The organism is Pseudomonas sp. B5(2017) (assembly GCF_002112825.1).
Taxonomy (GTDB): Bacteria; Pseudomonadota; Gammaproteobacteria; order Pseudomonadales; family Pseudomonadaceae; genus Aquipseudomonas; species Aquipseudomonas putida_Z.
In genome coordinates this window covers 112,413-136,027 of the sequence record NZ_NEIR01000013.1, presented here as the reverse complement: position 1 = coordinate 136,027, position 23,615 = coordinate 112,413, and the positions used below count along the sequence as shown (strand labels likewise).

The 23,615-nt window shown below is 62.4% G+C and carries 29 protein-coding genes and 1 pseudogene; 10 read left to right on the top strand and 20 right to left on the bottom strand.

Going from position 1 to position 23,615, the window contains the following annotated elements; translation table 11 throughout:
• The first annotated feature begins 13 nt into the window (after positions 1–13).
• Positions 14–1,066 (top strand): DUF1615 domain-containing protein, encoded by a 1,053-nt coding sequence (locus tag CAG00_RS20085; RefSeq protein WP_085665171.1) that lies wholly within the window; start codon positions 14–16, stop codon positions 1,064–1,066.
• A 177-nt stretch (positions 1,067–1,243) separates the two neighbouring features.
• On the opposite strand, the gene CAG00_RS20080 is transcribed toward CAG00_RS20085, so the two are convergent.
• The 9 genes from CAG00_RS20080 to CAG00_RS20040 form a co-directional block, all read right to left on the bottom strand.
• Positions 1,244–2,107 (bottom strand): metal ABC transporter solute-binding protein, Zn/Mn family, encoded by an 864-nt coding sequence (locus CAG00_RS20080; RefSeq protein ID WP_085665170.1) that lies wholly within the window; start codon positions 2,105–2,107, stop codon positions 1,244–1,246.
• A complete protein-coding gene (locus tag CAG00_RS20075) occupies positions 2,104–3,003 on the bottom strand; it encodes a metal ABC transporter permease (RefSeq protein ID WP_085665169.1) in 900 nt (299 codons plus the stop codon). Before CAG00_RS20075 ends, CAG00_RS20080 begins: the two co-directional genes overlap by 4 nt.
• Positions 3,003–3,749: a metal ABC transporter ATP-binding protein gene (locus CAG00_RS20070; protein WP_085665168.1), complete on the bottom strand. Its 747-nt coding sequence runs from the start codon at positions 3,747–3,749 to the stop codon at positions 3,003–3,005. Before CAG00_RS20070 ends, CAG00_RS20075 begins: the two co-directional genes overlap by 1 nt.
• Positions 3,746–4,648, bottom strand: coding sequence for a metal ABC transporter substrate-binding protein (locus CAG00_RS20065; protein WP_025338673.1), 903 nt, complete (start codon positions 4,646–4,648; stop codon positions 3,746–3,748). The genes CAG00_RS20070 and CAG00_RS20065 overlap by 4 nt, the downstream gene beginning before the upstream one ends.
• A 16-nt stretch (positions 4,649–4,664) precedes the next feature.
• On the bottom strand, positions 4,665–5,234 hold the full coding sequence (locus CAG00_RS20060; protein ID WP_085665167.1) for a DUF6162 family protein: 570 nt from the start codon (positions 5,232–5,234) through the stop codon (positions 4,665–4,667).
• Positions 5,231–5,551 (bottom strand): hypothetical protein, encoded by a 321-nt coding sequence (locus tag CAG00_RS20055; RefSeq protein WP_085665166.1) that lies wholly within the window; start codon positions 5,549–5,551, stop codon positions 5,231–5,233. The genes CAG00_RS20060 and CAG00_RS20055 overlap by 4 nt, the downstream gene beginning before the upstream one ends.
• A complete protein-coding gene (locus CAG00_RS20050; RefSeq protein ID WP_025338676.1) occupies positions 5,548–6,087 on the bottom strand; it encodes a hypothetical protein in 540 nt (179 codons plus the stop codon). Before CAG00_RS20050 ends, CAG00_RS20055 begins: the two co-directional genes overlap by 4 nt.
• The gene (locus CAG00_RS20045; protein ID WP_085615173.1) at positions 6,084–7,277 is read right to left on the bottom strand and encodes a PepSY domain-containing protein; all 1,194 of its coding nucleotides are present in this window, start codon (positions 7,275–7,277) and stop codon (positions 6,084–6,086) included. The genes CAG00_RS20050 and CAG00_RS20045 overlap by 4 nt, the downstream gene beginning before the upstream one ends.
• A 261-nt stretch (positions 7,278–7,538) precedes the next feature.
• A complete protein-coding gene (locus CAG00_RS20040) occupies positions 7,539–8,873 on the bottom strand; it encodes a lysine N(6)-hydroxylase/L-ornithine N(5)-oxygenase family protein (protein WP_085665165.1) in 1,335 nt (444 codons plus the stop codon).
• A 202-nt stretch (positions 8,874–9,075) separates the two neighbouring features.
• Here CAG00_RS20040 and CAG00_RS20035 point away from each other — a divergent pair, with 202 nt between their 5' ends.
• Entirely contained in the window at positions 9,076–9,510 is a 435-nt protein-coding gene (locus tag CAG00_RS20035) for a hypothetical protein (RefSeq protein ID WP_054572072.1), read from the top strand.
• A gap of 157 nt (positions 9,511–9,667) precedes the next feature.
• On the opposite strand, the gene pbpG is transcribed toward CAG00_RS20035, so the two are convergent.
• Together pbpG and CAG00_RS20025 are read right to left on the bottom strand one after the other, a co-directional pair.
• Positions 9,668–10,594 carry a D-alanyl-D-alanine endopeptidase gene (pbpG, locus tag CAG00_RS20030; protein WP_025338679.1) on the bottom strand — a complete coding sequence of 309 codons (927 nt, stop codon included), beginning with the start codon at positions 10,592–10,594 and terminating at the stop codon, positions 9,668–9,670.
• Positions 10,595–10,724: 130 nt separating this feature from the next.
• A complete protein-coding gene (locus CAG00_RS20025) occupies positions 10,725–10,874 on the bottom strand; it encodes a hypothetical protein (protein ID WP_176240902.1) in 150 nt (49 codons plus the stop codon).
• A gap of 193 nt (positions 10,875–11,067) precedes the next feature.
• Between CAG00_RS20025 and CAG00_RS20020 the strand changes: the two genes are divergently transcribed.
• Together CAG00_RS20020 and CAG00_RS20015 are read left to right on the top strand one after the other, a co-directional pair.
• On the top strand, positions 11,068–11,493 hold the full coding sequence (locus CAG00_RS20020; RefSeq protein ID WP_085615180.1) for an NUDIX domain-containing protein: 426 nt from the start codon (positions 11,068–11,070) through the stop codon (positions 11,491–11,493).
• Between the two features lie 218 nt (positions 11,494–11,711).
• The gene (locus CAG00_RS20015) at positions 11,712–12,227 is read left to right on the top strand and encodes a GrpB family protein (protein ID WP_085665163.1); all 516 of its coding nucleotides are present in this window, start codon (positions 11,712–11,714) and stop codon (positions 12,225–12,227) included.
• A 406-nt stretch (positions 12,228–12,633) separates the two neighbouring features.
• On the opposite strand, the pseudogene CAG00_RS20005 reads toward CAG00_RS20015, so the two are convergent.
• Positions 12,634–13,603, bottom strand: a pseudogene (locus CAG00_RS20005) (sensor histidine kinase).
• 172 nt (positions 13,604–13,775) lie between these two features.
• Positions 13,776–14,450 (bottom strand): polysaccharide lyase family 7 protein, encoded by a 675-nt coding sequence (locus CAG00_RS20000; protein ID WP_085665161.1) that lies wholly within the window; start codon positions 14,448–14,450, stop codon positions 13,776–13,778.
• Positions 14,451–14,688: 238 nt separating this feature from the next.
• Here CAG00_RS20000 and CAG00_RS19995 point away from each other — a divergent pair, with 238 nt between their 5' ends.
• Positions 14,689–15,012, top strand: coding sequence for a DUF1654 domain-containing protein (locus tag CAG00_RS19995; RefSeq protein WP_025338682.1), 324 nt, complete (start codon positions 14,689–14,691; stop codon positions 15,010–15,012).
• Positions 15,013–15,343: 331 nt separating this feature from the next.
• On the opposite strand, the gene CAG00_RS19990 is transcribed toward CAG00_RS19995, so the two are convergent.
• Positions 15,344–16,168 carry a S24 family peptidase gene (locus CAG00_RS19990; protein WP_085615186.1) on the bottom strand — a complete coding sequence of 275 codons (825 nt, stop codon included), beginning with the start codon at positions 16,166–16,168 and terminating at the stop codon, positions 15,344–15,346.
• A gap of 162 nt (positions 16,169–16,330) precedes the next feature.
• On the opposite strand from CAG00_RS19990, the gene CAG00_RS19985 reads away from it, so the two are divergent.
• Together CAG00_RS19985 and CAG00_RS19980 are read left to right on the top strand one after the other, a co-directional pair.
• On the top strand, positions 16,331–16,696 hold the full coding sequence (locus CAG00_RS19985) for a chemotaxis protein (protein WP_085665160.1): 366 nt from the start codon (positions 16,331–16,333) through the stop codon (positions 16,694–16,696).
• A 65-nt stretch (positions 16,697–16,761) separates the two neighbouring features.
• On the top strand, positions 16,762–17,247 hold the full coding sequence (locus CAG00_RS19980; RefSeq protein WP_085665159.1) for a glycoside hydrolase family protein: 486 nt from the start codon (positions 16,762–16,764) through the stop codon (positions 17,245–17,247).
• A 73-nt stretch (positions 17,248–17,320) separates the two neighbouring features.
• On the opposite strand, the gene CAG00_RS19975 is transcribed toward CAG00_RS19980, so the two are convergent.
• Positions 17,321–17,503 carry a hypothetical protein gene (locus tag CAG00_RS19975; protein WP_025338686.1) on the bottom strand — a complete coding sequence of 61 codons (183 nt, stop codon included), beginning with the start codon at positions 17,501–17,503 and terminating at the stop codon, positions 17,321–17,323.
• A gap of 94 nt (positions 17,504–17,597) precedes the next feature.
• Complete coding sequence (locus CAG00_RS19970) at positions 17,598–17,936, bottom strand: hypothetical protein (protein WP_085665158.1); 339 nt, start codon at positions 17,934–17,936, stop codon at positions 17,598–17,600.
• A 162-nt stretch (positions 17,937–18,098) separates the two neighbouring features.
• Here CAG00_RS19970 and CAG00_RS19965 point away from each other — a divergent pair, with 162 nt between their 5' ends.
• Positions 18,099–18,920 (top strand): shikimate 5-dehydrogenase, encoded by an 822-nt coding sequence (locus CAG00_RS19965; RefSeq protein WP_085665157.1) that lies wholly within the window; start codon positions 18,099–18,101, stop codon positions 18,918–18,920.
• Positions 18,921–19,047: 127 nt separating this feature from the next.
• On the opposite strand, the gene CAG00_RS19960 is transcribed toward CAG00_RS19965, so the two are convergent.
• The 3 genes from CAG00_RS19960 to CAG00_RS19950 form a co-directional block, all read right to left on the bottom strand.
• The gene (locus CAG00_RS19960) at positions 19,048–19,290 is read right to left on the bottom strand and encodes a hypothetical protein (protein ID WP_013973119.1); all 243 of its coding nucleotides are present in this window, start codon (positions 19,288–19,290) and stop codon (positions 19,048–19,050) included.
• Positions 19,291–19,387: 97 nt separating this feature from the next.
• On the bottom strand, positions 19,388–19,915 hold the full coding sequence (gene gloA, locus CAG00_RS19955; RefSeq protein ID WP_025338689.1) for a lactoylglutathione lyase: 528 nt from the start codon (positions 19,913–19,915) through the stop codon (positions 19,388–19,390).
• A gap of 225 nt (positions 19,916–20,140) precedes the next feature.
• Positions 20,141–20,500 carry a histone-like nucleoid-structuring protein, MvaT/MvaU family gene (locus CAG00_RS19950; RefSeq protein WP_015270810.1) on the bottom strand — a complete coding sequence of 120 codons (360 nt, stop codon included), beginning with the start codon at positions 20,498–20,500 and terminating at the stop codon, positions 20,141–20,143.
• 361 nt (positions 20,501–20,861) lie between these two features.
• Between CAG00_RS19950 and CAG00_RS19945 the strand changes: the two genes are divergently transcribed.
• Both CAG00_RS19945 and cobF read left to right on the top strand, forming a co-directional pair.
• Positions 20,862–22,151 carry an OprD family porin gene (locus CAG00_RS19945; protein ID WP_085665156.1) on the top strand — a complete coding sequence of 430 codons (1,290 nt, stop codon included), beginning with the start codon at positions 20,862–20,864 and terminating at the stop codon, positions 22,149–22,151.
• 67 nt (positions 22,152–22,218) lie between these two features.
• A complete protein-coding gene (gene cobF / locus CAG00_RS19940) occupies positions 22,219–22,968 on the top strand; it encodes a precorrin-6A synthase (deacetylating) (RefSeq protein WP_085665155.1) in 750 nt (249 codons plus the stop codon).
• Positions 22,969–23,027: 59 nt separating this feature from the next.
• Here the strand turns inward: cobF and CAG00_RS19935 are convergent, their stop codons facing one another.
• Positions 23,028–23,378, bottom strand: a complete 351-nt coding sequence (locus CAG00_RS19935) for a response regulator (protein ID WP_085665154.1) — start codon at positions 23,376–23,378, stop codon at positions 23,028–23,030.
• Positions 23,379–23,615: the final 237 nt, after the last annotated feature.

The following is a 23,615-nucleotide window of genomic DNA, read 5'->3' as shown; positions in this document are numbered from 1 at the left end:
GGCTGCCGGGTTGATGGCCCTGGCGCTGCTGCAAGGCTGCGCCGGGCGCCGTGAGGAAGCACCCGAGGCGGACCCGGCCAAGGTCCGCGCCCAACTGCTGCGGCTGTTACCTGCCCAGGCCAAGGACCGCGAGGGCTGGGCCCGGGACATTCAGGTGGCGTTCGAGGCCCAGCGTATTGCCCCCAGCAAGAGCAACCTGTGTGCGGTGCTGGCGGTGACCGAACAGGAATCGACCTTCAATGCCGACCCGCAGGTGCCCAACCTGGGGCGTATCGCCCGGGAGGAAATCGACCGCCGCGCCGCGCGCCTGCATATCCCCAAGCTGCTGGTCGATGGTGCACTGAAGACGCCGTCGGGTAATGGCAAGAGCTACCAGCAACGTTTGCAGGCGGTGCGCAGCGAGAAGCAGTTGAGCGAACTGTATGACGAAGTCATCGCTCGCGTGCCGCTGGGCAAGACCTTGCTGGGCGGGCTGAACCCGGTGCATACCGGTGGGCCGATGCAGGTCAGCATCGACTTTGCCGAAAAGCATGCGCGGGATTACCCCTACAGCCACGACGGCAGCATTCGCCAGGAAGTGTTCACCCGGCGCGGCGGCATGTATTTCGGTATCGCCCACTTGCTGGGCTATTCGGCCAACTACGATCGCCAGCTGTACCGCTTTGCCGATTTCAACGCAGGCTGGTACGCCAGCCGCAATGCGGCATTTCAGGCGGCACTGAGCAAGGCGACGGGGGTGACGCTGGCGCTGGACGGCGACTTGGTGGCGCCGGGCTCGATCATGCCCGGGACCACGGAAAAGGCGGCGCGCAAACTGGGAGGGAAGCTGGGCCTGCGCAACCCGCAGATCCGCAGCCAGCTGGAGGAGGGCGATAGCTTGGCCTTCGAGGACAGCGAGCTGTACAGCGGGGTGTTTGCCCTGGCAGATGCCGCAGCCGGCAAGCCGATGCCACGGGCGGTGCTGCCGGGGATTCAGCTGAAAAGCCCGAAGATCACCCGCAAGCTGACCACGGCGTGGTTTGCCGGGCGGGTTGATGAGCGTTATCAGCGGTGCATGAAGCGTTAATGGTGGCCTGGCTGTCGAGCGCGGTCTGTAGGAGCGGCCTTGTGTCGCGATGGGCTGCGCAGCAGCCCCAAGATTGTGCATCACCGCTGAACCCTTGGGGCTGCTGCGCAGCCCATCGCGACACAAGGCCGCTCCTACACAGGGACCGTGCAGGCCTGTGGGACTGCGAGGAGAACATCAGCTTTCGCCCAGTGCTCCAACCACCTGATCCACACTGGCCTTCAACCCCGCAAACGCATCCTCAGGGTCACTTTCCACCACCACCAGCTTCGCCCCGGACGCCTTGATCACCTCGGCCACCGCTGCCTCCGGCTGCCGATGGTCCAGCACCAGCGCCACATCCTGCGCCTTCAGGTTGTCCTCCAGCGCCTTCAGCGCAGCGGCATCCCACTCGGCCGGCAGCGGCTGCTCGACCACGTCCAGGTTCAACCCGCTGGCCAGATAACTCAGCCGCTCCGACAGGCTCAGCACCGTCAGGTTGTCGACCTTGGCCAAGCGTGTCTGGCTGTTGGCCGAGAGCTCCAGCAACTGGCGTTTGAGCCCGGCCAGGTTGCCCTGGATCTTCGCCTTGTCGCCCGGCGCCAACCGCTCCAGGTCATTGGCTACCACGTCGGCCATGCGCCCGAAGTTGGTCGGGTTGAGCCAGGGGTAGGCGCCATAGGCCTCGTCGCCGCTCACCGCAATACCCGGCAGTGCGCCATCCACCGGCCGTGCGGCGTCGATCTCGACGATCCGGATATTGCTGCGCCGGGCCATCGGATACAGCGGGTCGTCACGCCAGATCGAGCGCACGCCGATCACCGCGTCGGCCTGCTGTGCGGCCTTGTGCAGGCTGGCGCCACCGCGCCCGCTGAAATAGGAAGGTTGGCGGCTGGCAGGCAGGTTGGCGGGGGCTGCACGCGTGAGCTGCACCGTGGTGCCGTCGAGCAGGGCACTGGCCAGGCTGTGGGTGACGGGCAGGGTGGTCAGTACTTGCGTGGCGAAGGACAGCGACGGCAGGCCGGCCAGGGCCAGCGCCAGGGTCAGGCGTTTCAGGTTCATGCCGGGTTTCCTTGCAGGCGGGGGACGAGGGCGCGGGCCAGCGCCGCCAGGGCGAAGCAGATGCCTGCGACCAGAATGATCGCGGCGCCGGACGGCACCGGCAGGTCGAAAACGATCGGCAGCAGGATGCCGAGCAACGTGCTCAGCGTGGCGATCAGCACCGACAGGAAGAAAAAGCCCTTCAGCGACTGGCTGACCAGGCGTGCGGCGGCAGCGGGAATCACCAGCAGCGCCCCGACCAGGATCGCCCCGATCACCTTCACCGAGGCCACGGTGACCAGGGTCACCAGCACCACGAACAGGTAGTCCAGGGATTTCACCGCCACCCCGCGCACGGCCGCCAGCTGTGGGTTGAAACTGGCCAGCATGATGCGGTTGTACAGCGGCACGGCCAATGCCAGCACCAGCACCGCGACGATGCCCAGCACCACCAGGTCCTGGCCGCTGACGGTCAGCACCGAGCCGAACAGCACGTTCTCGAGGATGTGCACATTGATCTTGCCCGCCAGCATCAGCAGCAGGCTGGCGCCCAGCGCCAGCGACACCGACAGGAATACGCCGATCAGTGTGTCCGGCGACAGCCCGGTGCGGTTGCGCAGGAAGTTGAGCAAGATGCCGAACAGCAGGCAGTAGCCGAACAGGCTGCCGTAGGGGCCGGTGTAGGGCTCGCCCAGCAGGATGCCGATGGCCACGCCGGTCAGCGCGGCATGGCCGACCGCCTCGGAGAAGAAGGCAAAGCGCTTGACCACCACCAGGGTGCCCAGGCCGCCCAGCACCGGGCCGATCATCAAACCGGCCAGCAGAGCGTTGACCACGAAGCCGTAGGCCAGCGCCTCGGGCAGGTAGCCGGCAGTGGCCCAGTCCTGGACCGTTTGCCGAAAGATTTCGAAACTCATCAGGCAAGGCTCTCGCTACGCGGGTGAACGGAGAACAGGCCGAGCAGGCGCTCTGGGGTAAGGGCCTGGGCGGGCGGGGCGTCGAACAGTACCTGGCGGCTCAGGCCGGTAACCCGGTCGGCCAGGCGCAGCACGGCTTCCAGGTCGTGTTCGATCCACAGCACGGTGGTGCCGGCCTGGCGCCAGCCCTGCAGCAGTTGTTCGAACACCTGGATGCCGGCTTCATCCAGGGCCGACATCGGCTCGTCCAGCACCAGCAGTTGCGGCTCGGGGATCAGGCCCTGGGCCAGCAGCACGCGTTGGCGTTCGCCACCGGAAAGCGCGCCCATGCGCCGTTTGCGCTTGTCGAGCATGCCGACCCGCGCCAGGGCTGCGTCGATGGCCGGCTGCACACGGCGCGACAGGCCGAGGAAGGCGGGGCGGCGCTGGCACATGGCAGCCATGAAATCGTCCACGGTCATCGGCAGGCCACGGTCGAACTCCAGCGCCTGCGGCACATAGCCGATCACTTCGCGTTCGCCGGGCCAGTGCAGGGTCAGCTGGCCCTGGTGCGGCATCTGCCCGAGCAGGGTCTTGATCAGCGAACTCTTGCCGCCGCCGTTGGGGCCGACGATGGCATGCACGCTGCCGGCGGCGACGTTGAAGCTGACCTTTTCGAGGATGCGGGTGCGGCCCAGGGTCAGGTCGATGCCGGCAAACTCGATGCGCGGCCCGCAGGCTGTCACCAGGTTGGCGGCGGCGGTCATGCGCGGTTCTCCTGGATGGCGCGGACCACGGTGTCGAGGTTGCGCTTCATCTCCACTTCGTACTTGTCCTTGGTGTATTCGCCGTAGGAAATGTGCGTCAGCGGGTACAGGCGCACGCCGGATTCACGCTGGATGGTTTCGACATAGGCCGACGGGAAGTCCATTTCCGAGAAGATCACCCGCACATCCAGCGCCTTGAGCTGGTCGATGGTCTTCTTCAGCTGGGCCGGGCTGGGTTCGATGCCATGGGCTGGCTCGACCACCGCAGTCACCTCCAGGCCGAAGTCGCGCACCAGGTAGTCGTAGGCGGCATGGATGGTGGCGACCCGGAAGGTGGCGCTGGGCGCCTCGGTGACCTTGGCCAGTGCGTCGGCACGCAGTGTGCGCAGGCGCTTGGCATAGGCGCGGGCGTTTTGCGTGTACAGCTTGGCGTTGTCCGGGTCGAGCTTGCCCAGTTCGCGGGCGATGTTGTTGACCTGGGCGATGGTGGTGCTGATCGACAGGAAGGTGTGCGGGTTGACCACCTTGCCGGCGCCACGGGCGGCAATGCCGGTGGCCGCCAGCAAGGGTACGTTCTGGTTGGCCTCGATGGTGTTGATGCCGGGCTTTTCGCTGGCGGCGATCATGCGGTCGGCGAAATCGTCATGGCCAACGCCGTTGAGCACCACCACGTCCAGGGTGCCGATGCGCTTTATGTCCTCGGCCCGTGGTTCGTAGGCATGGGGGTTGAACCCCGCCGGAATCAGCGGCACCACTTCGGCCTTGTCGCCGACGATGTTGCTCACATAGCTGTAGTAGGGGTGCAGGGTAATGCCGATACGCAGGGGCTTGCCGTTATCGGCCAGGGCCTGTGCCGGCAGGGCAAGGGCCAGGAGCAGGGCGAGGGCGGAGCGGAGCATGGGGGAGTCCTTGGGTTCAGTGACGGTGTTCGCGGGTGACCCCGGCGTCGTAATGGCTGACCACCTGCTGCCAGCCGGCGGCGATCAGGGCGGCCTGGCCAAGGTCGTCAGGGGGCACGGCGGCGCTGTCGCGGCGCAGCCAGACATCGGCTTGGCCGGTGCTGTCGGCCGGCAGGATCAGCAGCAGGCTGCCGGCCACTTCCGGGGCCTGGCTGCGGCCGAGGTAGGCCCCGGTCTCCAGCCACGACCATTGGTGGCTGCCGCGGCTCTGGCTGCCGGCATCGACCACGAACGGCGGCAGGCCTTCCTCGGCCAGGGCCTGCACGCTGGGCGCGGCGGCGTTTTCTTCACGCAGCAGCTGGATTTCGTCGAAGGCCACCCGCAGGTCGGTGTACAGGCCTTGCTCGGCGGCGGTGAGGTCGCGACGGGCGTCGATCTGGTGGCTGGCGATGGCCTGTTCATCCTCGCGTTCGCCGCGCAGCAGCACCACGCTGGTGGCGAGTACCACGATCAGCAGGCTGACCAGCAGCACGTACAGGGTTTCGTGCCCGGCACCGGCCGGGCGAATCACTTGGGCGCGGCTCATGGCTGGGCGATATCGGCGTGGTCGACTTCCACCACGTGCCCGGGGCCGGCATCGAACAGCACGTAGAATTCGCCGTCCGGGCGCTTGAAGGTCAGGGTCGAATCATCACCGAGCTTGCCGCCGACCAGCACCTGTTCGTCGTAGGCGATCACGTCCAGGGTTACCCCGGGGGCACCGCTGCCATCCGAGAAGCCGCCGGTGCACTTGACCTGGCCGCCAGGCAGTTCTTCGCACTCGCACATCGGGTTGTGCGCCAGGGTCGGGCCGGCGGCCAGCACCAGCAAGGGCAGGGCGAGGGTGCGCATCAGGTGTTTCATTTATTGCCTCCTTGTTTCTCGAGCCAGGCCACGGTGGCTGGCGATGCCTTGGCCAGGGGGACCGACGCCTGGTGCATGCTGCCGTCCCAGCCTTCCAGGGTGATCCAGATCTGCGCGTCGGGCTTGGTGCGTGGCGGGATCGGCAACGAGGTGCCCATGTTGTACGGCGCACCGAAGAAAATCGTGCCGGCGGCGCGCAGGCTGCGCGGTTTGCCGATGCGCAGGTAGGCCGCCTTGACGCCGTTGACGCAGGCCTTGCACAGCGATGCATTGAAGACCTTGAAGTGGCCGGCAGGGCCGTCGGCGCGGGGCGCCTCGTCACGCATCTCGGCCAGGTCCAGGGTATAGGGACCGACCTGGATGTCGTTGATCACATTGGCGCCGAGCCCCGCTTCGCCGCGGAACAGCTTGGCGTCGGCGAAGTACTTGGGCATGAAGCCCAGCGGGATGAGGATCAGCAGGATGTTCAGGTGAAAACGCCACTTCAGCCACAGTTGCTTCAGCGGGCTGACGGGCACGGCTTGGGCCTGGCTCATGGGCGGATCTCCGCGGTGGGTTCATGGCGCGCCATGCGCGGTGCGCGCTCGCTGCGCTTGAGGGCGGCGGCGGTGGCCTGGGCGGTGCGTTTGGTCCAGATCAGCAAACCGCTGAACACCATCAGGGTGAGGACCAGGCCGAAGAAGAACCACACCAGCTTGATCGGCAGGCCGCCGAAATCGCCGGTGTGCAGCGGGCGCATGGATTCGGTGACGAACTCCAGGGCGGAGCGGTCGCTGATCAGGAACTGGCTGTCGACATTACGCGTGTACGGGTTTACCGAGGCGCTCTGGAACATCAGCGGGTACCAGCCTGGCCCCGCCAGGGTGATGTGGCTGTAGGCGGTGGCCGGCAGCGAGATGAAGCTGATATCCAGCCCCGGGACCGCCAGGCCGGCGATGCGTGCCGCTTCATCCAGGTCGATGCGCGTTGCCGGGCTGCCATTCGGGGTTTGCGGCACGTCCTCACGGGCGATCACCGGCACGATGGGCCGGCTGGAAATGGTGATGTGGTTGTCGGCCAGGATCGCCTGGATCAGGAACCAGGTGCCGGTGATGGAAATGACCGCAATGAACCAGATCGACCAGACCCCGGCCAGGCGGTGCAGGTCGCCCCAGAAAATCCGCGAACCATGGCCGGTGCGCACCGGCTTGAAGAAGCCCTTCCAGAACTTCTTGTACACCACCAGGCCGGTGACCAGCGAAGCCAGCATGGGCAGACCGAGCAGCGACACCAGGTACCAGCCCCAGCTGAAACCGTTGGTAAACGGCACCAGCCACCAGCCGTGCAGGGCGCGGGTGAAGGCTTCGAAGTTGAAGTCCGGGGTCTTGCCCTGGATGGCCCCGGTGTAGGGGTTTACATACAGCGTCGGGCTGGTGCCGTCAGGCAGGGTGACATTGGCTTTGACCGCGAAATGCGAACCGTCGGGCTGAATCAGCCGCTCCACCACCATGTCCGGCTCGGCCTTGTGCAGGGCGTCCAGTACCTGCTGGAAGCTCAGGCGCTCGGCGTCGGCGTCGGGCTTGTTGGCGCGCACGGCGGGGTCGGCCAGCCAGACGATTTCCTGGCTGACCACGGCGAGCATGCCGGTGAAGCAGACGATCAGGACAAAGAACCAGATCGGCAAGGCGAGCCAGCTGTGGACCAGGAACCACAGCCTGGATTTGGATTTTTTCGGTGATTTGGCCATCTGACGGTCTTCTGCAATGGGGAGTCGAGCGTGTGCCCAGCCAAAGAGGGGCTGTATTGATAAGGACGAATGAGAATCGAAAACCTGCCGTTTTAAATGCAAGCAAATGTTTCGGGCAAAGAAACCTGAAAGCTGGCGCGACCCTGTAGGAGCAGCCTTGTGCTGCGAAGAGGCCGGTACTGACAACAGAGATGCACTGTCAGTACCGGCCTCTTCGCAGCACAAGGCTGCTCCTACAGGTGCTGTTAAATGCCTAGGGGATCAGGCGCGGGTCAGAGCCACTGCCGGTTGCGGCTTGCCGTGCAGCTGCGCCAGGTCCTGGTACAGCGCGCGGCCAATTTCCGCAGCGCGCGCCGGCAGCACCGAGAGCAGGGTGTCACTCAGGCCGTGGCTGTTTTCGCAGAAGCCCTGCAGGTACACCGAGGCCTGCAGGTCGGGGCTGGTCAGCACGCGGTAGTTGCGGTCGACGTTGAAATCGTCCAGGTAGCCGGCCAGGGGCGCCAGCAGGTCACGGTGCGAGCGGCGCTCGTAACCGGTGGCGAGTATCACCGCATCGTAGCGGTGGGTCTGCTGCTGGCCGGTGGCGAGGTCGCGCAGTGTCAGCTCCAGGCCTTCGCGGGTGGCCACCACGGCTTCGACCTGGCGCCGGCACAGCACATTGTGGCGGTACTGGTGGGCGACCTTCTGCCGGTAGAGGATGCCGTAGATGCGTTCGATCAGGTTGAGGTCGACCACCGAATAGTTGGTGTTGTGGTATTCGCCCAGCAGCTTGCTGCGCTGGTCGGCCGGTTCGTTGTAGACCAGGTCGGTGTAGTCCGGCGAGAAGATCTCGTTGACGAACGGGCTGTCATCGGCAGGCTTGAGCGCCGAACCGCGCAGGATCATGTCGACCTTGACCGACGGGTAGCTGTCGTTGAGGTCGATGAACGCCTCGGCGGCGCTCTGGCCCGAACCGATCACGGCAATGCGCATCGGCTTGCCGGCGGTGCACGGCAGCTTGTTCAGGCTGCTCAGGTACTGGGAGTGATGGAATACCCGCGGGTCGTCCTTGAAGGCGCCGAACTTTTCCGGGATTTTCGGCGTGCCGCCGCTGCCGACCACCACCGAACGGGTGCGGCGGCTGTATTCGCGGCCTTGGGCGTCGCGCGAGACCAGGCGCAGGTGCTCGACCCGGCCCGCCTGCACGTCCGGCTCGATGCGCAGCACTTCCTCGCCATATACCGCCTGGGTGGCGAAGTGCTCGGCGGCCCAGCGCAGGTAGTCGTTGTACTCGAGGCGGCAGGGGTAGAAGGTGCCGAGGTTGATGAAGTCGGCCAGGCGCTGCTTCTGGTGCAGGTAGTTGACGAAGCTGTAGGGGCTGGTGGGGTTGCGCAGCGACACCAGGTCCTTGAGGAACGAGATCTGCAACTCGCTCTGGGTGGCCAGGGTTTCGCCGTGCCAGCGATAGTCCTGCTGTTTGTCGATGAACAGCGCGTCGAGGGCATGGCCCTGGGACTCGGCGAGTTCTTCCAGGGCGATGGCCAGGGCCAGGTTGGAAGGGCCGAAGCCCACGCCGATCAGGTCCTTGATGGTTTCCGGGTTTGCAGACTGGCTCATGGCTGCGGTTCCATAATGGTCGAATGTTGACGCTCGCCGGGAGAGGCCGGCGCCTGCGTTTGTACATTGGGTGGAACGAGCCAAACGATGGGGAATTTACTGGCGGGCGACCTGCCACTTGCAACAGGGGGCTAAAGGCTTGCGCCTGTCGGCCGATAGGCAGAACAACCCAAGGACCCATTTGCAACGCAGGGAGTAAGACATGACAGGTATTGCAGCAGTCAGCATCAGCACCACGGCCCAGGCGGTGAGCACAACCCAGGTCGCTGACAGCCAGGATGCGCAAAAGACTGAAGAGAGTGGAGCCGGCACTCAGGCCGACACGTCGAAATTGAACGGTGGCGGCCAGGCTCAAGGCGCCCAGGGCAGCAGTGAAAGTTCGGAGCCTGCGCACATCAGGCAATTGCGCGAGATGATCAAGAAGCTGCAGAAGCAATTGGCCGAGGAACAGAAGCAACTGGCCCAGTTGATGGCGCAGAAGATGGACGAAACCACCAAGCTGGCAGTTGTGTCCGCCAAGCAGGCTAGCATCGCCACCATCAATGGTGAAATCCTGCAGGCCACCGCGCAGTTGCTCGAAGCGCTACAGAAAACGGGTGGCAGCAGCGCGGGCGGGATGGTCAGCACCACGGCCTGACAGCGGATACGGTCCCCTGTAGGAGCGGCCTTGTGTCGCGATGGGCTGCGAAGCGGCCCCGGGATGTTGGCATCAATGCACAAATCGTCGGGGCTGCGTTGCAGCCCATCGCGACACAAGGCCGCTCCTACCAGGGCCGGGTAGCATCAGGCGGCGGTCATTCGGCCGCCAGGCGTCCCTTGTTCTGCCGCTCTGCCTTGTACTGCATGGCCACCGCCGGCGCCGGCTTGGCAGCACCGGTTTCCAGCCACTGACGCATGCGGCTGGCATCGGCGAAGTGGGTGTACTTGCCAAAGGCGTCGAGGATCACCATGGCCACCGGGCGGTTGTCCATGCGGGTCAGCAGCACCAGGCAGTGCCCGGCTTCATTGGTGAAGCCGGTCTTGGTCAGCTTGATGTCCCAGTTGCTCTTGTTCACCAGGTGGTCGGTGTTGCGGAAGCCCAGGGTGTAGTTGGGCTTGCGGAAGGCCACGGTCTTCTCGCGGGTGGTCGACAGTTCGCTCAGCATCGGGTACTTGCGCGACGCCATCAGCAGCTTGGCCAGGTCACGGGCCGTGGACACGTTCTGCGTCGACAGGCCGGTCGGCTCGACGTAGCGGGTGTGCGCCATGCCTAGGCTGCGGGCCTTGGCGTTCATCGCCTTGATGAACGCCGGGTAGCCGCCGGGGTAATGGTTGGCCAGGGTGTTGGCCGCACGGTTTTCCGATGACATCAGGGTAATCAGCAAGGTTTCGCGGCGGTCGAGCTGGCTGCCCAGCCGCACACGCGAATACACGCCTTTCATTTCCGGGTTGTTGGCAATGGTCATGGTGAGCATCTCATCCATGGGCTGCTTGGCATCCAGCACTACCATCGCCGTCATCAGTTTGGTCACCGACGCAATCGGTACCACGCGGTCGGGGTGGCTCGAATACAGCTCCTGGTTGGTGTTCAGGTCGATCAGCAGGGCGCTGCCCGAGGCGAGGTGCAGCTTGGAAGGGTCACGTTGAACCTGGGCCGGGGGTTGTGCAGCAGCGGTCGACGGAAGGGTCGCAGTACCTGTGAGCAACAGCAGCAGGCTGAGGATGGACAGGGATGTTTTCACGTTGAGGCTCACTAAAAGTTGGTATGTCGTTGGCTGTGCAAGGGTTTTCCCCCAAAAACCGCTGCATTCTGGAGTATGGCTGAATTGCTGTCGAATGCCTTATGACTAAAGGGCGCAACGTGAACGAAATTTAATCCTGTACCAATTCTGTACCAATTACGTTCGCTTCCAGCTTCGCCAGTTCGGCCCAGTCAAACACAGCCGCGCGGAACATCGCCTTGACCCGGGCGATAGCGGCGCGCTTGACTGTCGAACTCTTCCACTCGGTCTTCGCGACCATGCCTCTGCATCGCGAGGTGCGACGTTCCAATTCGTGCTGCTCACTGCTCATTGCAGACGCTGGAGAAAAGTAGCGTACGGCTATCAGGTCGAACGCCGTTCTCTGCCTACAATGCCCTTCCGTTTCCCGATTCGTACAAGCCAAACTGAACGCCTATCATGGATGGCTTTTCGAGCTTCATATGGAGAGAGCAATGATTCCTGGCAAGGTATGCCCTGTAGTGCTGTCGTCTTCGCCACCGTCCAGGCTTCTACTATTCCGACACCCTATGGCAGGCACGCAACTGGTAAAAGGCACTATTGAGAGTGGGGAAGCTCCCAGCGAGGCCGCCTTGCGTGAGCTGGCAGAGGAGTCTGGCATCGACGACGCGATAGTTGAAACGGACTTGGGGTGCTGGAATGCCGAACATCTAGATCAAATATGGTCGTTTCAACTTTGTCGAGCATTGCGTGATCTCCCAGAAAGCTGGACCCATCAGACACTAGATGACCACGGCCATGTGTTCGAGTTTTTCTGGGCTCCGCTAGATGAGCTTCCCTACGCCGATTGCCATCCCGTATTCCAGCGAGCACTGGAGTTCTTAGGGCGTAGACTCAAGGAATTTGAGTCGTTGGAATAGCGAGGGGAAATCAGATGGCAGTCGAAGGGCAACTTCACACCTTGAGGAAGTCAGTCATCCACGATCCGTGGCTTTCGACCCAAAGCGGCCCTTGGTGGAGGACAGCATACGATCTGCTGAATCGCCGTACTGCCGAGGTTTTCGTAAGCAGTCCCTGGAGAATGCACATTTTTTGAGGGAACATTCAGGGCTTAGATACTAGCCGCCAAGGAACGGAAATGGCACTGACCAGCAAGATCACTCCCTACAACCCCATGTGGCCCGCTCGCTTTCTGGCAGACAAGCCAATCATCGCTTCGGCCTTTGGCGATGAACTGATTGCCATACACCATGTTGGTAGTACCTCTGTTCAGGGGCTCGCGGCGAAGCCCGAGATCGATGTGCTCATCGAAGTTCGCGATCATAGCAATGCCTCGCAGCGGGACGAGATTTTGATGGGTTTGGGATATGTACGAGGAAGTGATCTATCGGAGGGGCATCATTTCTACCGGCGTAATGTGGATGGAATTCGCACGCACAAGCTCCACGCTTGTACCCGTGGCCACCTTACGATCACCCAGATGCTGGGGTTCAGAGATTTGCTTAGGCGTGATGCCTTGATCCGCCAGCAGTATGAAGCGCTGAAGCTACAATTGGAGGCGAGCAATACGGGTGGGATGGCTGAATACCTGGAGAAAAAGTCTCCGTTTATTATTGCGGCACTATTTCATGCCGGTATATCAATTCCTGAATGACCGATGGGTCGCGAAGCGGCCTTGGCATCAGGTGTCTGCTTTGGGTCGAAAGCTGCCGGGTCGTGAATGACCGCTATCGACCCAAAGCGGACGCTAAAAGATAACTGGTTTCGTAAGCGCGACGCGTACTCTGTGGGAGCGGGTTTACCCGCGAAGCAGGCGCCGCGGTGGATGGCACCGGCGGTGCCGGTGTTCGCGGGTAAACCCGCTCCCACAATGATTGCTGTTGGGCAAAATGACAGCCAAGGGTCGAGAGCGGCCACTCGTGATTGGCAGCTTTCGACCCAAAGCAGATGCTAACCCTCCGGCGCATTTTCCTTGATCAAAACCTTTGTTATTGGTTCTTTGAGCGGTCACTTCTTTCTGACTTGGACCTGCTTGAAAGTCACCTGTCCTGTACCCATCATCACTCTGCCGAAGACAGCAGAACAACCTCGAAGGTCGTCCCTTCCTCTTCGGTCGACTCCACCTCAATTCTGCCACCGTGGTTCGCCACGATCTCCGATGCGATGAACAGGCCGAGGCCGAGCCCCGCTGCGGAGCCCCGCTCTCCGGATGAGTAGCTCGAGTATCGCCCTTCCGGCTTGAAGATGTAGGGCATCACCTCGGGTGGAATAGGCTCTCCGGAATTCTGGACGCTGCCCCGTGGAACACCATCCACCCTGGCCTCCGTGACCTTGATCGGGGCCGTCGCATCGCCATGGCGCAGGGCATTGCCTATCAGGTTGGAGAAAACCTGAGAGATGCGGTCAGGGTCGAATTGCCCGGTGATGTGCGCCTGCTCATCCAGGATGATCCGCGCGTGCGGGAATGCCGTGCGCAGTTCGTCAATGACAGCCTGGCAGATAGAGTTCAGATCCATTTTCCGCTATCGCGCCCAAGGGCGAACGCAAATCATGACCGAGCACGGCGAGCACCATTTTCCGGGTCGCCTCGACTGCCGTTCCGTAGGCCGCGATCGACTCTGCGAGCGCCTGGTCAATCGCTTCATTGAACCGGATCATGTCCTTAACATGATGCGCGTCTGCGAACGACTCCTGGGTAAGCCAGAGTGACAGAACGCTTGCGCGCAATGCCCGGTATTCGGACACCATCTGGTCCATCGAGAACCCAGCTATCAAGCGAGCAACCGCGTGGGTCTGCGCTGCGGTTTCGCTGGAACTCCTGGGGCCTCTCCCTTGTGCTTTCTCGGACTGTTGTTGCCTGCTCTGGGGCGTTCTCATATCTGCGGCCACGGTGCGGAGCATCTTCTCGGCATGATTGCGCAAGCCGATGGAGTCCTGCTTCGGCAGCTCTGTTTCAACCGAGCGGGCGTAATTTTCCCAAGCCTGGAGAATGGGTTCCATACTGCCATCAATGAAATCGAACAGTCTCATGGGGGCCTAACCCTGATCTGGAAAAAAGACATCCGATTAGCTTAGTTCATCTGGGAAACAGGAAGTTTGAGCGGCAGCCATGAGCGGCCCACCTGGAGTTCAGCCAAAGGCGATCCCGATGCAACCTGCGTCGGGGGCAGGGGCATCGGGAAGTCTTGCCGGCGGCCTGGGTTCAGGCATGGATCAGCGAGAGGTCGCTGATGATGCAGATCGAGCCGTCATCGGCGGGCGTGGTATCGGTGTAGTCCACCTGGTTGTAGACCCCGCCGTGGAACTCGAATAGCTGTGTAGCCCAGGTGCTGTCGAACTGCAGATCGCCGGACGTACCGCTCACGCCATTGCACTTGGCCGTAACGTTGACCACGCCTGCTGCGGTGGCATGGATGCTCACCTCGAACTTTGCCCCCAGCGGTACCCCCTTGAGCACCGTCGAGTTGATCGGGTCAGTCTGGTTGTAGGTCCGCCGAAAACCCAGGGTGATGTCGCCCTTTTTCCAGAACACCTTCACGGGCGGGCTGTCGTCCCCGTAGACGTGCATCTGCGCGATTACCACCTTCTGCGCCCAGTTGACCTTGGTCAGCGTCATTTCCTGGCGATTCCAGTGATTTGGGGCACCGCCCAAGGTCCAGTATTTCGGCTCCGACCACTCGCAGCGGGTCCTGCGGGTGCTTTTGCTCGAAGCGCCTTTGGTGGGGGCAGACAACTGGACCGAACCATCGCTGAGCACTGTCACGTAGTTCGGGTACAGGGCAATCGCTTCGCTGCCGGTGAGTTCGACCGCTACGGTGCTGATCGACGATTCAGCTACCGGAACGGCGAGGGTAAGGTTGCGGATGTCTACGCTCATGGGGAGAACTCCTGAATGAAAATGACGGTGGGTGCCGCAGCAGCACGATGGCGGCTGCTGGAATGAAATTTAGCCTTACGCTAAATCATCGTCAATAGCTCATGGCTAAAATTATTTCGCCGGGCGACAAATTACCTGTTGGCGAAAATTTTCCACATCGGGGGCTTTACGCTTGATTTGGCGGTGAGATAAGCTTTCCTTGAATACTGTACGAATATACAGATGTCAGGATAAGAATATGTCTAAGCCCTTGAAGTCGACGCCCCATCAGCGCCAGGAAATGACCGGAATAGAGCGGCTGAGCTTGCGGGTATCAGCGATGATCAACCACCCGCTCGCGCAGACGCAGCGCTGGGTGACGGTGCATCGCCTGGATACCGACGGTGATGCCGAGTGGGAGGAGGTGATGGGCCTGCTGGCCGAGACGCCCGAGCTGGAACTGACCTTCAACGACGACGAGAGCGTGACGGTGCGCTGGGAGCGCGGCAGCGTGGAGGAGCGCGATGACTTTATCGTCGAGCAGGACAGCGAGCAGCAGGTCGAGGAGGCGGCACCTTTCTGAAGGTCAGAAAGAGCCTGCGGGTTGCGTAATGCTGTTCACTCAAGACTGATGTGACATCGATTGGGGCTGCCTTGCAGCCCTTCGCGGGCAAGCCCGCTCCCATAGAACTGCGCATAACTCATTAAATTAGCAGGGACTTTGTGGGAGCGGCTTTAGCCGCGAACACCGGCGCAGCCGGTGCCATGCACCGCGTTGGATTCTTCGCGGCTAAAGCCGCTCCCACAGGGTACGCGTACCGCTTGGCTGTGGGAGCGGGCTTGCCCGCGAAGGGCCGCAAGGCGGCCCCAGTTGCGCGAATGGACAGCATTACACCGGGGTGGTGGGCTTCGCTTTACACAAGGTGTGCATTCCAAACCAGCAGCACCCTGGCCTGGATGTAGGTCTCTTCCCGGCGAATCATGCGGTCCTTGTGCCGCGAGTTGTCGGAAATCATCTCGAAATGGTCTTCGTCGGCAATCTGCAGCCGCTTGATGTAGATGTGGTCGCCCCAGGAGAAGAAGTAGATTCCATCGCCGACGAACTCGCGAATGCTGACGTCCACGATCAGCGGGTCGCGGTGCTTGATGGTCGGTTCCATCGACTGCCCCCAGCCGGTCACCATCTTCAGGTGGTGGTGCTCGCTGAACTCCACGCCCAGCTCGCGCAGGTGGCTTGGGCTGACGCGAACATCCTTGAACATCTCGGGGTAGTCGTGGGGGATCTGCCCGCCGCCCATGGCCGCACGGACGTCGTAGTGGGCAATCCACACTTCGTCGCCCACCAGGCCTGGCCGAACAAGTTCAGCCGCCACCAGCGTCGAGTCTGCCGGCTCCTCGGCGGCGGCCAGCAGCCTTTGCCGGGTTTCTTCGGGGATGCCCCTGCCGCTTCTGGCAAGCATCTGCTTGACCAGGTCGGCCGCGGAAAGCTTGCTGTCGCCAGCCTCGACCGGCGACTGCGCCTGGTCGCCCGCTGCCATCGCGTCGAACCACCCCCGCGGCAAGCCTTCGATGCCCTCGATCCTGCGGGCCACGTCATCGCCCAGGTTCTTCGCTGTCTTGTCCGAGAGGATCTGGCTCAGGTGCGCAGGCGCCATCCCCCAGCGCTCTGCGCAGGATCCCTTCCTTTGGCTGCCGATCAGCTTGACCAGGTTGTGCTTGCGAATTTCGTAGATGTCCATGGGGCGAAGCATGCCAGTGTTTAGCTTGCTGCTAAATATGCTCAAGGCTAAATTTCTCTTGTCATGATATTAGCTGTAGGCTAAATTAAATGTGCAAGCAAGGAAAGCCACCGAGAAGCTGTTCTCCAGGCTTACGACATCACCATCCGTTATGAGGTTTTCATGGACCCGACTGACCTCGGCCCAGGCACCATCACCTGGCTGGGCGGAACAGGCACCGTGTTGCTGGGTGCATTCCTCTGGCTGCGCAAGTGGCTGTCCAGGGATGCGGCTGACCGTGCCATGGACAACGCTGATATTGGCGTGGTCCGGCGCCTGAACGAGCTGCTCGATATCGAGCGTGACGCCCGAAGAGAAGCGCAGGCCAGGGCCGATCAGTTTGCCAAGGAGCGCAATGAGCTGGTGGTCACCGTAGGGCGCCTGGAAGGCAAGATCGAAGCGCTGACCAGTCGGGGCGGCCATCCTCCCCGGCAGGTCACCGTCCAGGGCGAGGGGATCGCCCGCCTGCGCGGGAAGCAGGGTGAGTGAGGCGGCCCGCAAGACAAATTCTGTTCATGCCCATGCGTATGGGCCCTTTTCTGTATGGAGACAACATGGCTCGATTGGATTCTGCCGCTGCCGGCGGCGCGAACGTGCTCGCATTCCTGGACATGCTGGCCTGGTCCGAGGGTACCTCGACCATCGCTGCCAGTGACGATGGCTACAACGTCCTGGTCGGCGGCCAACTGTTCAATGACTACAGCAGGCACCCGAGGCAGAAGGTGTGGTTGCCCAGCTACGGCATCCACAGCTCTGCGGCAGGGCGGTACCAGATTTTGGCCGGTACCTGGGATGCCATCGTGAGCACTTATGGCTTCAATGGCCGCTTTACCCCTGAGGCCCAGGACCTGGCGGCCATCAAGTTGCTGAGCGAGTGTGGCGCAATGGCAATGATCAAGGCCGGCCGCATTGCCCAGGCGATCGCCAAGGCCGCGCCGATCTGGGCCAGCCTGCCTGGCGCGGGCTATGGTCAGCGCGAGCACCAGTTGGCCGCGTTGTTGGCAATGTTCATAGCCTGCAGCGGGGAGGTTCAGGCGTAACGCCCAGGCAAAAAAAGACCCGCCAGGTAGGCGGGCCAGAAGGGCGTAGGGAGCAACGCACAACAAATACGGGTCAGGCGACCAGGGTGCCTGGTTGCAACTGTTCGACCAGGGCCTGGGCCGAGGCGAGGGTCGGCATCGGGCCGCTTACGGCTTCGCCGTTGCGTACCAGGTACCAGCATGCCAGCAGGCCCTGCTGACGCAGCGAAGCGGGGACGGCACTGCCGACGACGGACATGATCTGGATAGTGGCCATGTGGACCTCCTGTAAAACATGGCCCTACCTTACGCAGCAGCCGGGGCGGTTTGAAATTAACTTCCTCGATAGTGGTCATTGGTTCTATCAACATTTACCACCGCGGCGGGCCGTAATACACCGGTGGCGGGCCGTAGTAGGTGCGGTAGCCCGGGGGCGGTGGTGCTGGCACGTAGTACGGCTGGTAGTACACCGGCGGTGGTTGCACGTACACCGGTGGCGGCCCGTAGTAGACCGGTTGGCGCTCGACGTACACGGTACGGTCACGCCCGCCATAAACCGTCGCCCCGACCACGGCGCCAACCACGGCCGCACCCAGCAGCGGGCCGGGGCCATACCAACCGCCATGGCCATGGCCGCCGTGGGCGACAGCGGGCGCGCTGATGGCCAGGGCGCCGACCAGCAGGGCGATTCCGGGAATGTGACGGTTCATGAAGAAACCCTCGCAAGGACACCCCAAGTGTGGGGTCCTATTACTATGACTCCACTTTTCGTCAGCTGAGCACGGGGGAACGGTAAAGGTTGTGTAAGCGACGACCAGCGGTTACGTCTGTTACGCTGAACAAACGTTTCAGTTATGACAAAGGAGCAGGTTATGTCGACAACTCCCAGCAGAGACACCGTGCTGTGCATCTCCCTGGCGGGCCGCCCCGGCACCTTCGGGGTACGGTTCCACAACCACCTGTACCAGCAGCTGGGCCTGGACTTCTACTACAAGGCCATGCGCACCGATGACCTGCCGGCGGCGGTGGCGGGCATACGTGCCTTGGGTATCCGCGGTTGCGGGGTATCGATGCCGTACAAGGAGGCCTGCATGGCCCTGGTCGACGAGATCGACCCATCGGCGGCGGCCATCGAGTCGGTCAATACCCTGGTCAATAGCAATGGTCACCTGAAGGCTTACAACACCGATTACCTGGCCGTGCGCCAGTTGCTGGAGCAACACCAGGTCGACCCGACCACGGCGTTTGCCCTGCGCGGCAGTGGCGGCATGGCCAAGGCGGTAGCCAGTGCCTTGCGCGATGCCGGGTTCGCCGAAGGCATCATCGTTGCGCGCAACGAGCAGGCGGGGCGGCAGCTGGCGGATGTGTGTGGTTATCGCTGGGTGGCGGAGCTGGGCGACCTGTGCCCACCCATGCTGGTGAACGTGACGCCGATCGGCATGGCGGGCGGGCCCGAGGCCGAGGAGCTGGCGTTTTCCGAGAACGCCATCGCCGCGGCGGCGCGGGTGTTCGACGTGGTGGCGATGCCGGAGAGCACACCGTTGATCCGACGGGCGCGGGCGTTGGGCAAGCCGGTGATCACCGGGCTGGAGGTGATTGCGCTGCAGGCGCTGGAGCAGTTCGTGCTGTACACCGGGGTGCGACCCACCTTGGCGCAGGTGGAGGCGGCGGTGGCGTACGCCCGGGATATCTGATTACTCCGGTGCCGGCCCTTTCGCGGGTAAACCCGCTCCCACAGGGATAGCGCACGCATGTAGCAGCGGCGCTACCCCTGTGGGAGCGGGTTTATCCGCGAAGAGGCCGGCACAGGCATCGACAAGGTCAGAACACCTTGTGCCCTTCATCCAGCTGCTGGTCGACCAGCGCCCGGCCATGGGCCAGCGACACATGCTGTGCGTTCTCGAGGTCGGAGAAGAACTTCATCGGCATCGACATGCGCCTGCTGGTGTGTCCGTCGGGGTCGGTGATCAGGCACCCGGCGGCATAGGGCAGGGGGGAATCGGGGTGGGGCATCACGCTGGCGGTGATGGTGTGCTTGCGATATTCACAGTGAAGAGATTGCATCGTCCTTACCTCGCTGTGGCATGTGAAGCAGTTACCTTCATATACCACAGCAAGGGGCCGGGAGTTCCCGGCCCGACGAGCGAGCCGCGATGAGCGCTCAGCCTTTGAGTTCGGTCGGCTGGATTACTTCGACCCAGTAACCGTCCGGGTCCTTGACGAAGGCCAGGTGGTTCATGCGCCCGTCCTGCAGGCGCTTCTGGAACGGTACGTCCAGTGCCTCGAAGCGTGCGCAGGCGGCGCGTACGTCCGGTACCGAGATGCAGATGTGGCCAAAGCCGCGTGGGTCGGTGTTGCCGTTGTGGTAGGCAAACTCGGCATCGTTTTCGGTGCCGTGGTTGTGGGTCAGCTCCAGCACGCCCGGGATCGACTTCATCCACTGGTGGCGTTCGCTGTCATCGGCCGGGATCTGCGCCGGGTCGACCAGGGCCAGGAAGTACAGGCTGAAGGCAGCTTCGGGGAAGTCGCGCTTGTCCACCAGGCGGAAGCCCAGCACGCGGGTATAGAAGTCCAGGGACTTCTCGATGTCCTTGACCCGCAGCATGGTGTGGTTGAAGACGAACTGGGCGGTGGCGGCGTCCGGTTGGGCGGTGACGCCAGGCAGGGTTTGCAGATCATGCAGGCTCATGGGAACTCCTGAGACGGGGCCGGGCGCAGGGCGCCGGCAAAACAGACAGGCCGGCCATGATACGGCAGTGTGCCGATTGCGCAAATGAAAGCGCCCTGCACGAGGCAGGGCGCTGGAATTAGAGGCCCGCATGTGCGGGCGCGTGATGGGGTCGCTAGTCCTTTAGCTGTCTCGATACTGAGCCAGCCCTTGTGAAAAAAGTGTGAAGCACGTGTGGACGTTTCATCAGCGTACCCAGCTTTCTACCGTGGCGGCTCCGTATTGTTCTTTCCAGGCCTTGAGCCCGCGGTGGTTGCCGCCTTTGGTCTCGATCCGCTCGCCGGTGTGCGGGTTGGTGTAAACCTTCACCACGCGCGCGCGGCGCTGTTGCTTGGGTGCTGCACTGGAAACCCGGGCCACTGCCTTCGGGTCGAGGATGGCGATGATATCGCGCAGGCTCTTGTCGTAGCTTTTCATCAGGCCGACTAGTTTCTGCTCGAATTCGATTTCGCGTTTGAGGCCGGCATCCTTTTTCAACGCTTCCAGTTGCGCCATCTGTTCCTGGAGCGCTTTTTCGGCAGCACGAAACTCTGCAAGTCTGGACACTGTAATCACTCCTGTACGTCGGTCGTGGCAGGGCGTGACGAACATTGAAGAAGAATAAAAACGCCGGCCACGCGGGTGGGTTCCGCTGTTCGCTGATATCGAGTGTAGTCATTCATGGGTACTGGGTAAACTGCAAACTTTTTGTAAGTAAGCCGGGAACTTTCCTAGTTTTGCGCGCGGTATTGTCCGGTTTTTTCGCGGTTGCCTTGCGGTGCGCTTAGACCATGGTCCAATGGCCCGTGCCAGAGCCTTCGCGCGATAATTTCAGATGATGGCCGGCTATTGTTCGGCCCCCTCGCAGTACCGTGGCCAGCACGTGCCACAGGTTGTTTACTCGCCTTGATTCTGGATGTTTTCTCCCATGTTTGCCCCTTTCCCCATCGCCCCCGGGCGTCGTGTTGCCGGCTTGTTCCTGTTGTGTGCCGGCGTCAATGCCCAGGCCGCCGGTTTTCTTGAAGACAGCAGTGCTAAGGTCGAAGCACGCAATGTCTATTTCAACCGGGATTTCCGTGACGGCCACAGCAGCTCCAGCCAGGGAGCGTCCAAACGCGAAGAATGGGCACAAGGTTTCATCCTCAATGTGCAGTCGGGTTATACCCAGGGGCCGGTAGGTTTTGGCGTGGATGCGCTGGGCATGTTCGGCTTCAAACTTGACTCCAGCCCGGCAGACAGCAACAGCGGCCTGTTGCCGTCTTCCGGCCATGACCCACGGCACTCGGCGGACCAGTACGCGAAGATGGGCCTGGCGGCCAAGGTCAAGGTTTCCAATACCGTGCTCAAGTACGGTTCGATGATGCCGGATGTGCCGCTGCTCAAGTACAACGATGGCCGCCTGCTGCCGACCATGTTCCATGGCGCCATGCTCACCTCCGAAGAAGTGCGCGACCTGAAGTTCACCCTGGCCCGCCTGGACAAGTACACCGCACGGGATTCCACCGACCGCCAGGACATTCGCGTGCATTGCAAGAACAAGCGCTATGCCTGCGATATCGAGGCTGACCACTTTGACCTGGCCGGTGTCGACTACCGTTTCAACGAGCGCTTCAGCGCCCAGTACCAGGTGGCCAAGCTGGAGAACATCTACCGCCAGCACTTCCTCGGCCTGGTGGCCAGCCAGCCATTGGCGGTGGGCAGCCTGTCGGCAGACCTGCGCTTGATCAAGAGTGACGACATCGGCAATGCCCGCGCCGGCGAAATCGACCATCGCGCGTTCAGCGGCATGCTCGGCTACAGCCTGGGTGGCCACAAGCTCAGTGCCGGCTGGCAACGCATGTATGGCGACAGTGCCATGCCATACCTGGATGGCACCAACCCGTACCTGGTCAACTATGCCCAGGTCAACGACTTCGCCGCCGCCGAGGAACGTTCCTGGCAGGTGCGTTATGACTATGACTTCAAGGCCCTGGGCGTGCCCGGCCTGACCTTCTTCACTCGTTACATCAACGGTGACAATATCAAGGTGCCGGGCAGCACGGCCGAAGGCAAAGAATGGGAACGCGACACCGAGTTCAAGTACCAGGTGCAAAGTGGCACGTTCAAGGACGTCAGTGTGCGCCTGCGTAATTCCACTTACCGCAGCAACTATGAAAAGTGGGCGCGTGACATGGACGAGACACGGGTCATTGTCAGCTACAACTTCTCCATCTTCTGACGGGGCGCTTTGCCAAATACCGGCAGCCACCTGACAATGGCTGCTGGTTCCCGCAAAGGGCAGGGCAATGAAAGACCTGTTGTTGATCGGCATCGGCCCGGGTGACCCGCGCCAGGTCACCTACGAGGCGGTCGATGCGCTGCGCCAGGCCAGCGTGTTCTTCGTGCTCGACAAGGGCGGCGACAAGGATGAACTGGTGCACCTGCGCAAGGCCATCCTGCAACGCTACCGGCCCGAGGGCGGCTACCGCCTGGTGCAGGTGGCCGACCCTGCACGCGATGGCCAGGCCGATGACTACCTGGGCGCGGTGCAGGACTGGCACCGGCAGCGTGCGGCGCTGTACGCCCAACTGATCGAACAGGAGATAGGCATTGGGGAAACCGGCGCCTTTCTGCTGTGGGGCGAGCCGACGCTGTACGACAGCACCCTGCGCATCCTTGGCCTGGTCCGCGAGCGTGGTGTGGCGCTGCGCCTGCAGGTCATTCCGGGCATCAGCAGCGTGCAGGCGTTGGCGGCGCGCCATCAGGTGCCGCTCAACCGCATCGGTGAGCCATTGACCGTATTGCCAGGGCGGCGCCTGGCCGGGCAGGGGCAGATCGACAATGTGCTGGTGATGCTCGACGGGCAGTGCGCGTTTGCCCGGCTCGATGACCCGGCGTTGATGATCTACTGGGGCGCGTACCTGGGGACCGCGGATGAGGTGCTGATTGCCGGGCCGTTGCAGACGGTGAAGGCGCAGATCCTGGAAGTGCGTGAGCGGGAGCGGGCGCGCAAGGGGTGGATCATGGATAGCTACCTGTTGCGCAGGGAGCTGTGAGGTGTACTGCCTGTTCCGGCCCCTTCGCGGGTTCACCCGCGAAGCAGACGACACCTTGCTCACGGTGTACCCAGAATGGCCTGCACCTTCTCCCGCAACTGGTCGATGCTGAACGGCTTGCCGATGAGGTGCATGCCCTCCGGTACATCGACGCTTTCGGCATAGCCACTGGCGAACAGCACCGGCAACAGCGGGCGCAGTTCGCGCGCCTTGGCCGCCAACTCTTCGCCACGCATGTCCGGCAGCCCCACATCGGTCATCATCAGCGCCAGTGCCTGGTTCGGGTCCTCGAGAATGCGCAGCGCCGCGTTGGCATGCTCCGCTTCGATGACGGTGTAGCCCAACTCGTCGAGCACTTCGACCATCAGCATGCGTACGATGTCGTCGTCTTCGACTACCAGAAGGTGCATGGTTGCGATCCTGTGCAGAATGAATGTCTTTAATCTGTGCTCCGGATGGCAGCAGAAGTTCCCCGAGGATACCGGTCCGTGCAATCAGATGGAACGATTGGCGCACATCACCTTCAAATACTGGCTAAATGCCCTGCCAGACCCGCCAAAGCTGGTTAGACTCGCTTTACGGGACAGAGCAGTGGCAGACAACTACAACGATCGATTTGCCACACTTTCAATGGACTTTACTTGCTC

Coding starts and splice junctions, on each gene's coding strand:
- CAG00_RS20085 (WP_085665171.1), top strand. CDS start 14: ATGGCCCTGGCGCTGCTGCAAGGCTGCGCCGGGCGCCGTGAGGAAGCA.
- CAG00_RS20080 (WP_085665170.1), bottom strand. CDS start 2,107: ATGAACCTGAAACGCCTGACCCTGGCGCTGGCCCTGGCCGGCCTGCCG.
- CAG00_RS20075 (WP_085665169.1), bottom strand. CDS start 3,003: ATGAGTTTCGAAATCTTTCGGCAAACGGTCCAGGACTGGGCCACTGCC.
- CAG00_RS20070 (WP_085665168.1), bottom strand. CDS start 3,749: ATGACCGCCGCCGCCAACCTGGTGACAGCCTGCGGGCCGCGCATCGAG.
- CAG00_RS20065 (WP_025338673.1), bottom strand. CDS start 4,648: ATGCTCCGCTCCGCCCTCGCCCTGCTCCTGGCCCTTGCCCTGCCGGCA.
- CAG00_RS20060 (WP_085665167.1), bottom strand. CDS start 5,234: ATGAGCCGCGCCCAAGTGATTCGCCCGGCCGGTGCCGGGCACGAAACC.
- CAG00_RS20055 (WP_085665166.1), bottom strand. CDS start 5,551: ATGAAACACCTGATGCGCACCCTCGCCCTGCCCTTGCTGGTGCTGGCC.
- CAG00_RS20050 (WP_025338676.1), bottom strand. CDS start 6,087: ATGAGCCAGGCCCAAGCCGTGCCCGTCAGCCCGCTGAAGCAACTGTGG.
- CAG00_RS20045 (WP_085615173.1), bottom strand. CDS start 7,277: ATGGCCAAATCACCGAAAAAATCCAAATCCAGGCTGTGGTTCCTGGTC.
- CAG00_RS20040 (WP_085665165.1), bottom strand. CDS start 8,873: ATGAGCCAGTCTGCAAACCCGGAAACCATCAAGGACCTGATCGGCGTG.
- CAG00_RS20035 (WP_054572072.1), top strand. CDS start 9,076: ATGACAGGTATTGCAGCAGTCAGCATCAGCACCACGGCCCAGGCGGTG.
- CAG00_RS20025 (WP_176240902.1), bottom strand. CDS start 10,874: ATGGTCGCGAAGACCGAGTGGAAGAGTTCGACAGTCAAGCGCGCCGCT.
- CAG00_RS20020 (WP_085615180.1), top strand. CDS start 11,068: ATGATTCCTGGCAAGGTATGCCCTGTAGTGCTGTCGTCTTCGCCACCG.
- CAG00_RS20015 (WP_085665163.1), top strand. CDS start 11,712: ATGGCACTGACCAGCAAGATCACTCCCTACAACCCCATGTGGCCCGCT.
- CAG00_RS20000 (WP_085665161.1), bottom strand. CDS start 14,450: ATGAGCGTAGACATCCGCAACCTTACCCTCGCCGTTCCGGTAGCTGAA.
- CAG00_RS19995 (WP_025338682.1), top strand. CDS start 14,689: ATGTCTAAGCCCTTGAAGTCGACGCCCCATCAGCGCCAGGAAATGACC.
- CAG00_RS19990 (WP_085615186.1), bottom strand. CDS start 16,168: ATGGACATCTACGAAATTCGCAAGCACAACCTGGTCAAGCTGATCGGC.
- CAG00_RS19985 (WP_085665160.1), top strand. CDS start 16,331: ATGGACCCGACTGACCTCGGCCCAGGCACCATCACCTGGCTGGGCGGA.
- CAG00_RS19980 (WP_085665159.1), top strand. CDS start 16,762: ATGGCTCGATTGGATTCTGCCGCTGCCGGCGGCGCGAACGTGCTCGCA.
- CAG00_RS19975 (WP_025338686.1), bottom strand. CDS start 17,503: ATGGCCACTATCCAGATCATGTCCGTCGTCGGCAGTGCCGTCCCCGCT.
- CAG00_RS19970 (WP_085665158.1), bottom strand. CDS start 17,936: ATGAACCGTCACATTCCCGGAATCGCCCTGCTGGTCGGCGCCCTGGCC.
- CAG00_RS19965 (WP_085665157.1), top strand. CDS start 18,099: ATGTCGACAACTCCCAGCAGAGACACCGTGCTGTGCATCTCCCTGGCG.
- CAG00_RS19960 (WP_013973119.1), bottom strand. CDS start 19,290: ATGCAATCTCTTCACTGTGAATATCGCAAGCACACCATCACCGCCAGC.
- gloA (WP_025338689.1), bottom strand. CDS start 19,915: ATGAGCCTGCATGATCTGCAAACCCTGCCTGGCGTCACCGCCCAACCG.
- CAG00_RS19945 (WP_085665156.1), top strand. CDS start 20,862: ATGTTTGCCCCTTTCCCCATCGCCCCCGGGCGTCGTGTTGCCGGCTTG.
- cobF (WP_085665155.1), top strand. CDS start 22,219: ATGAAAGACCTGTTGTTGATCGGCATCGGCCCGGGTGACCCGCGCCAG.
- CAG00_RS19935 (WP_085665154.1), bottom strand. CDS start 23,378: ATGCACCTTCTGGTAGTCGAAGACGACGACATCGTACGCATGCTGATG.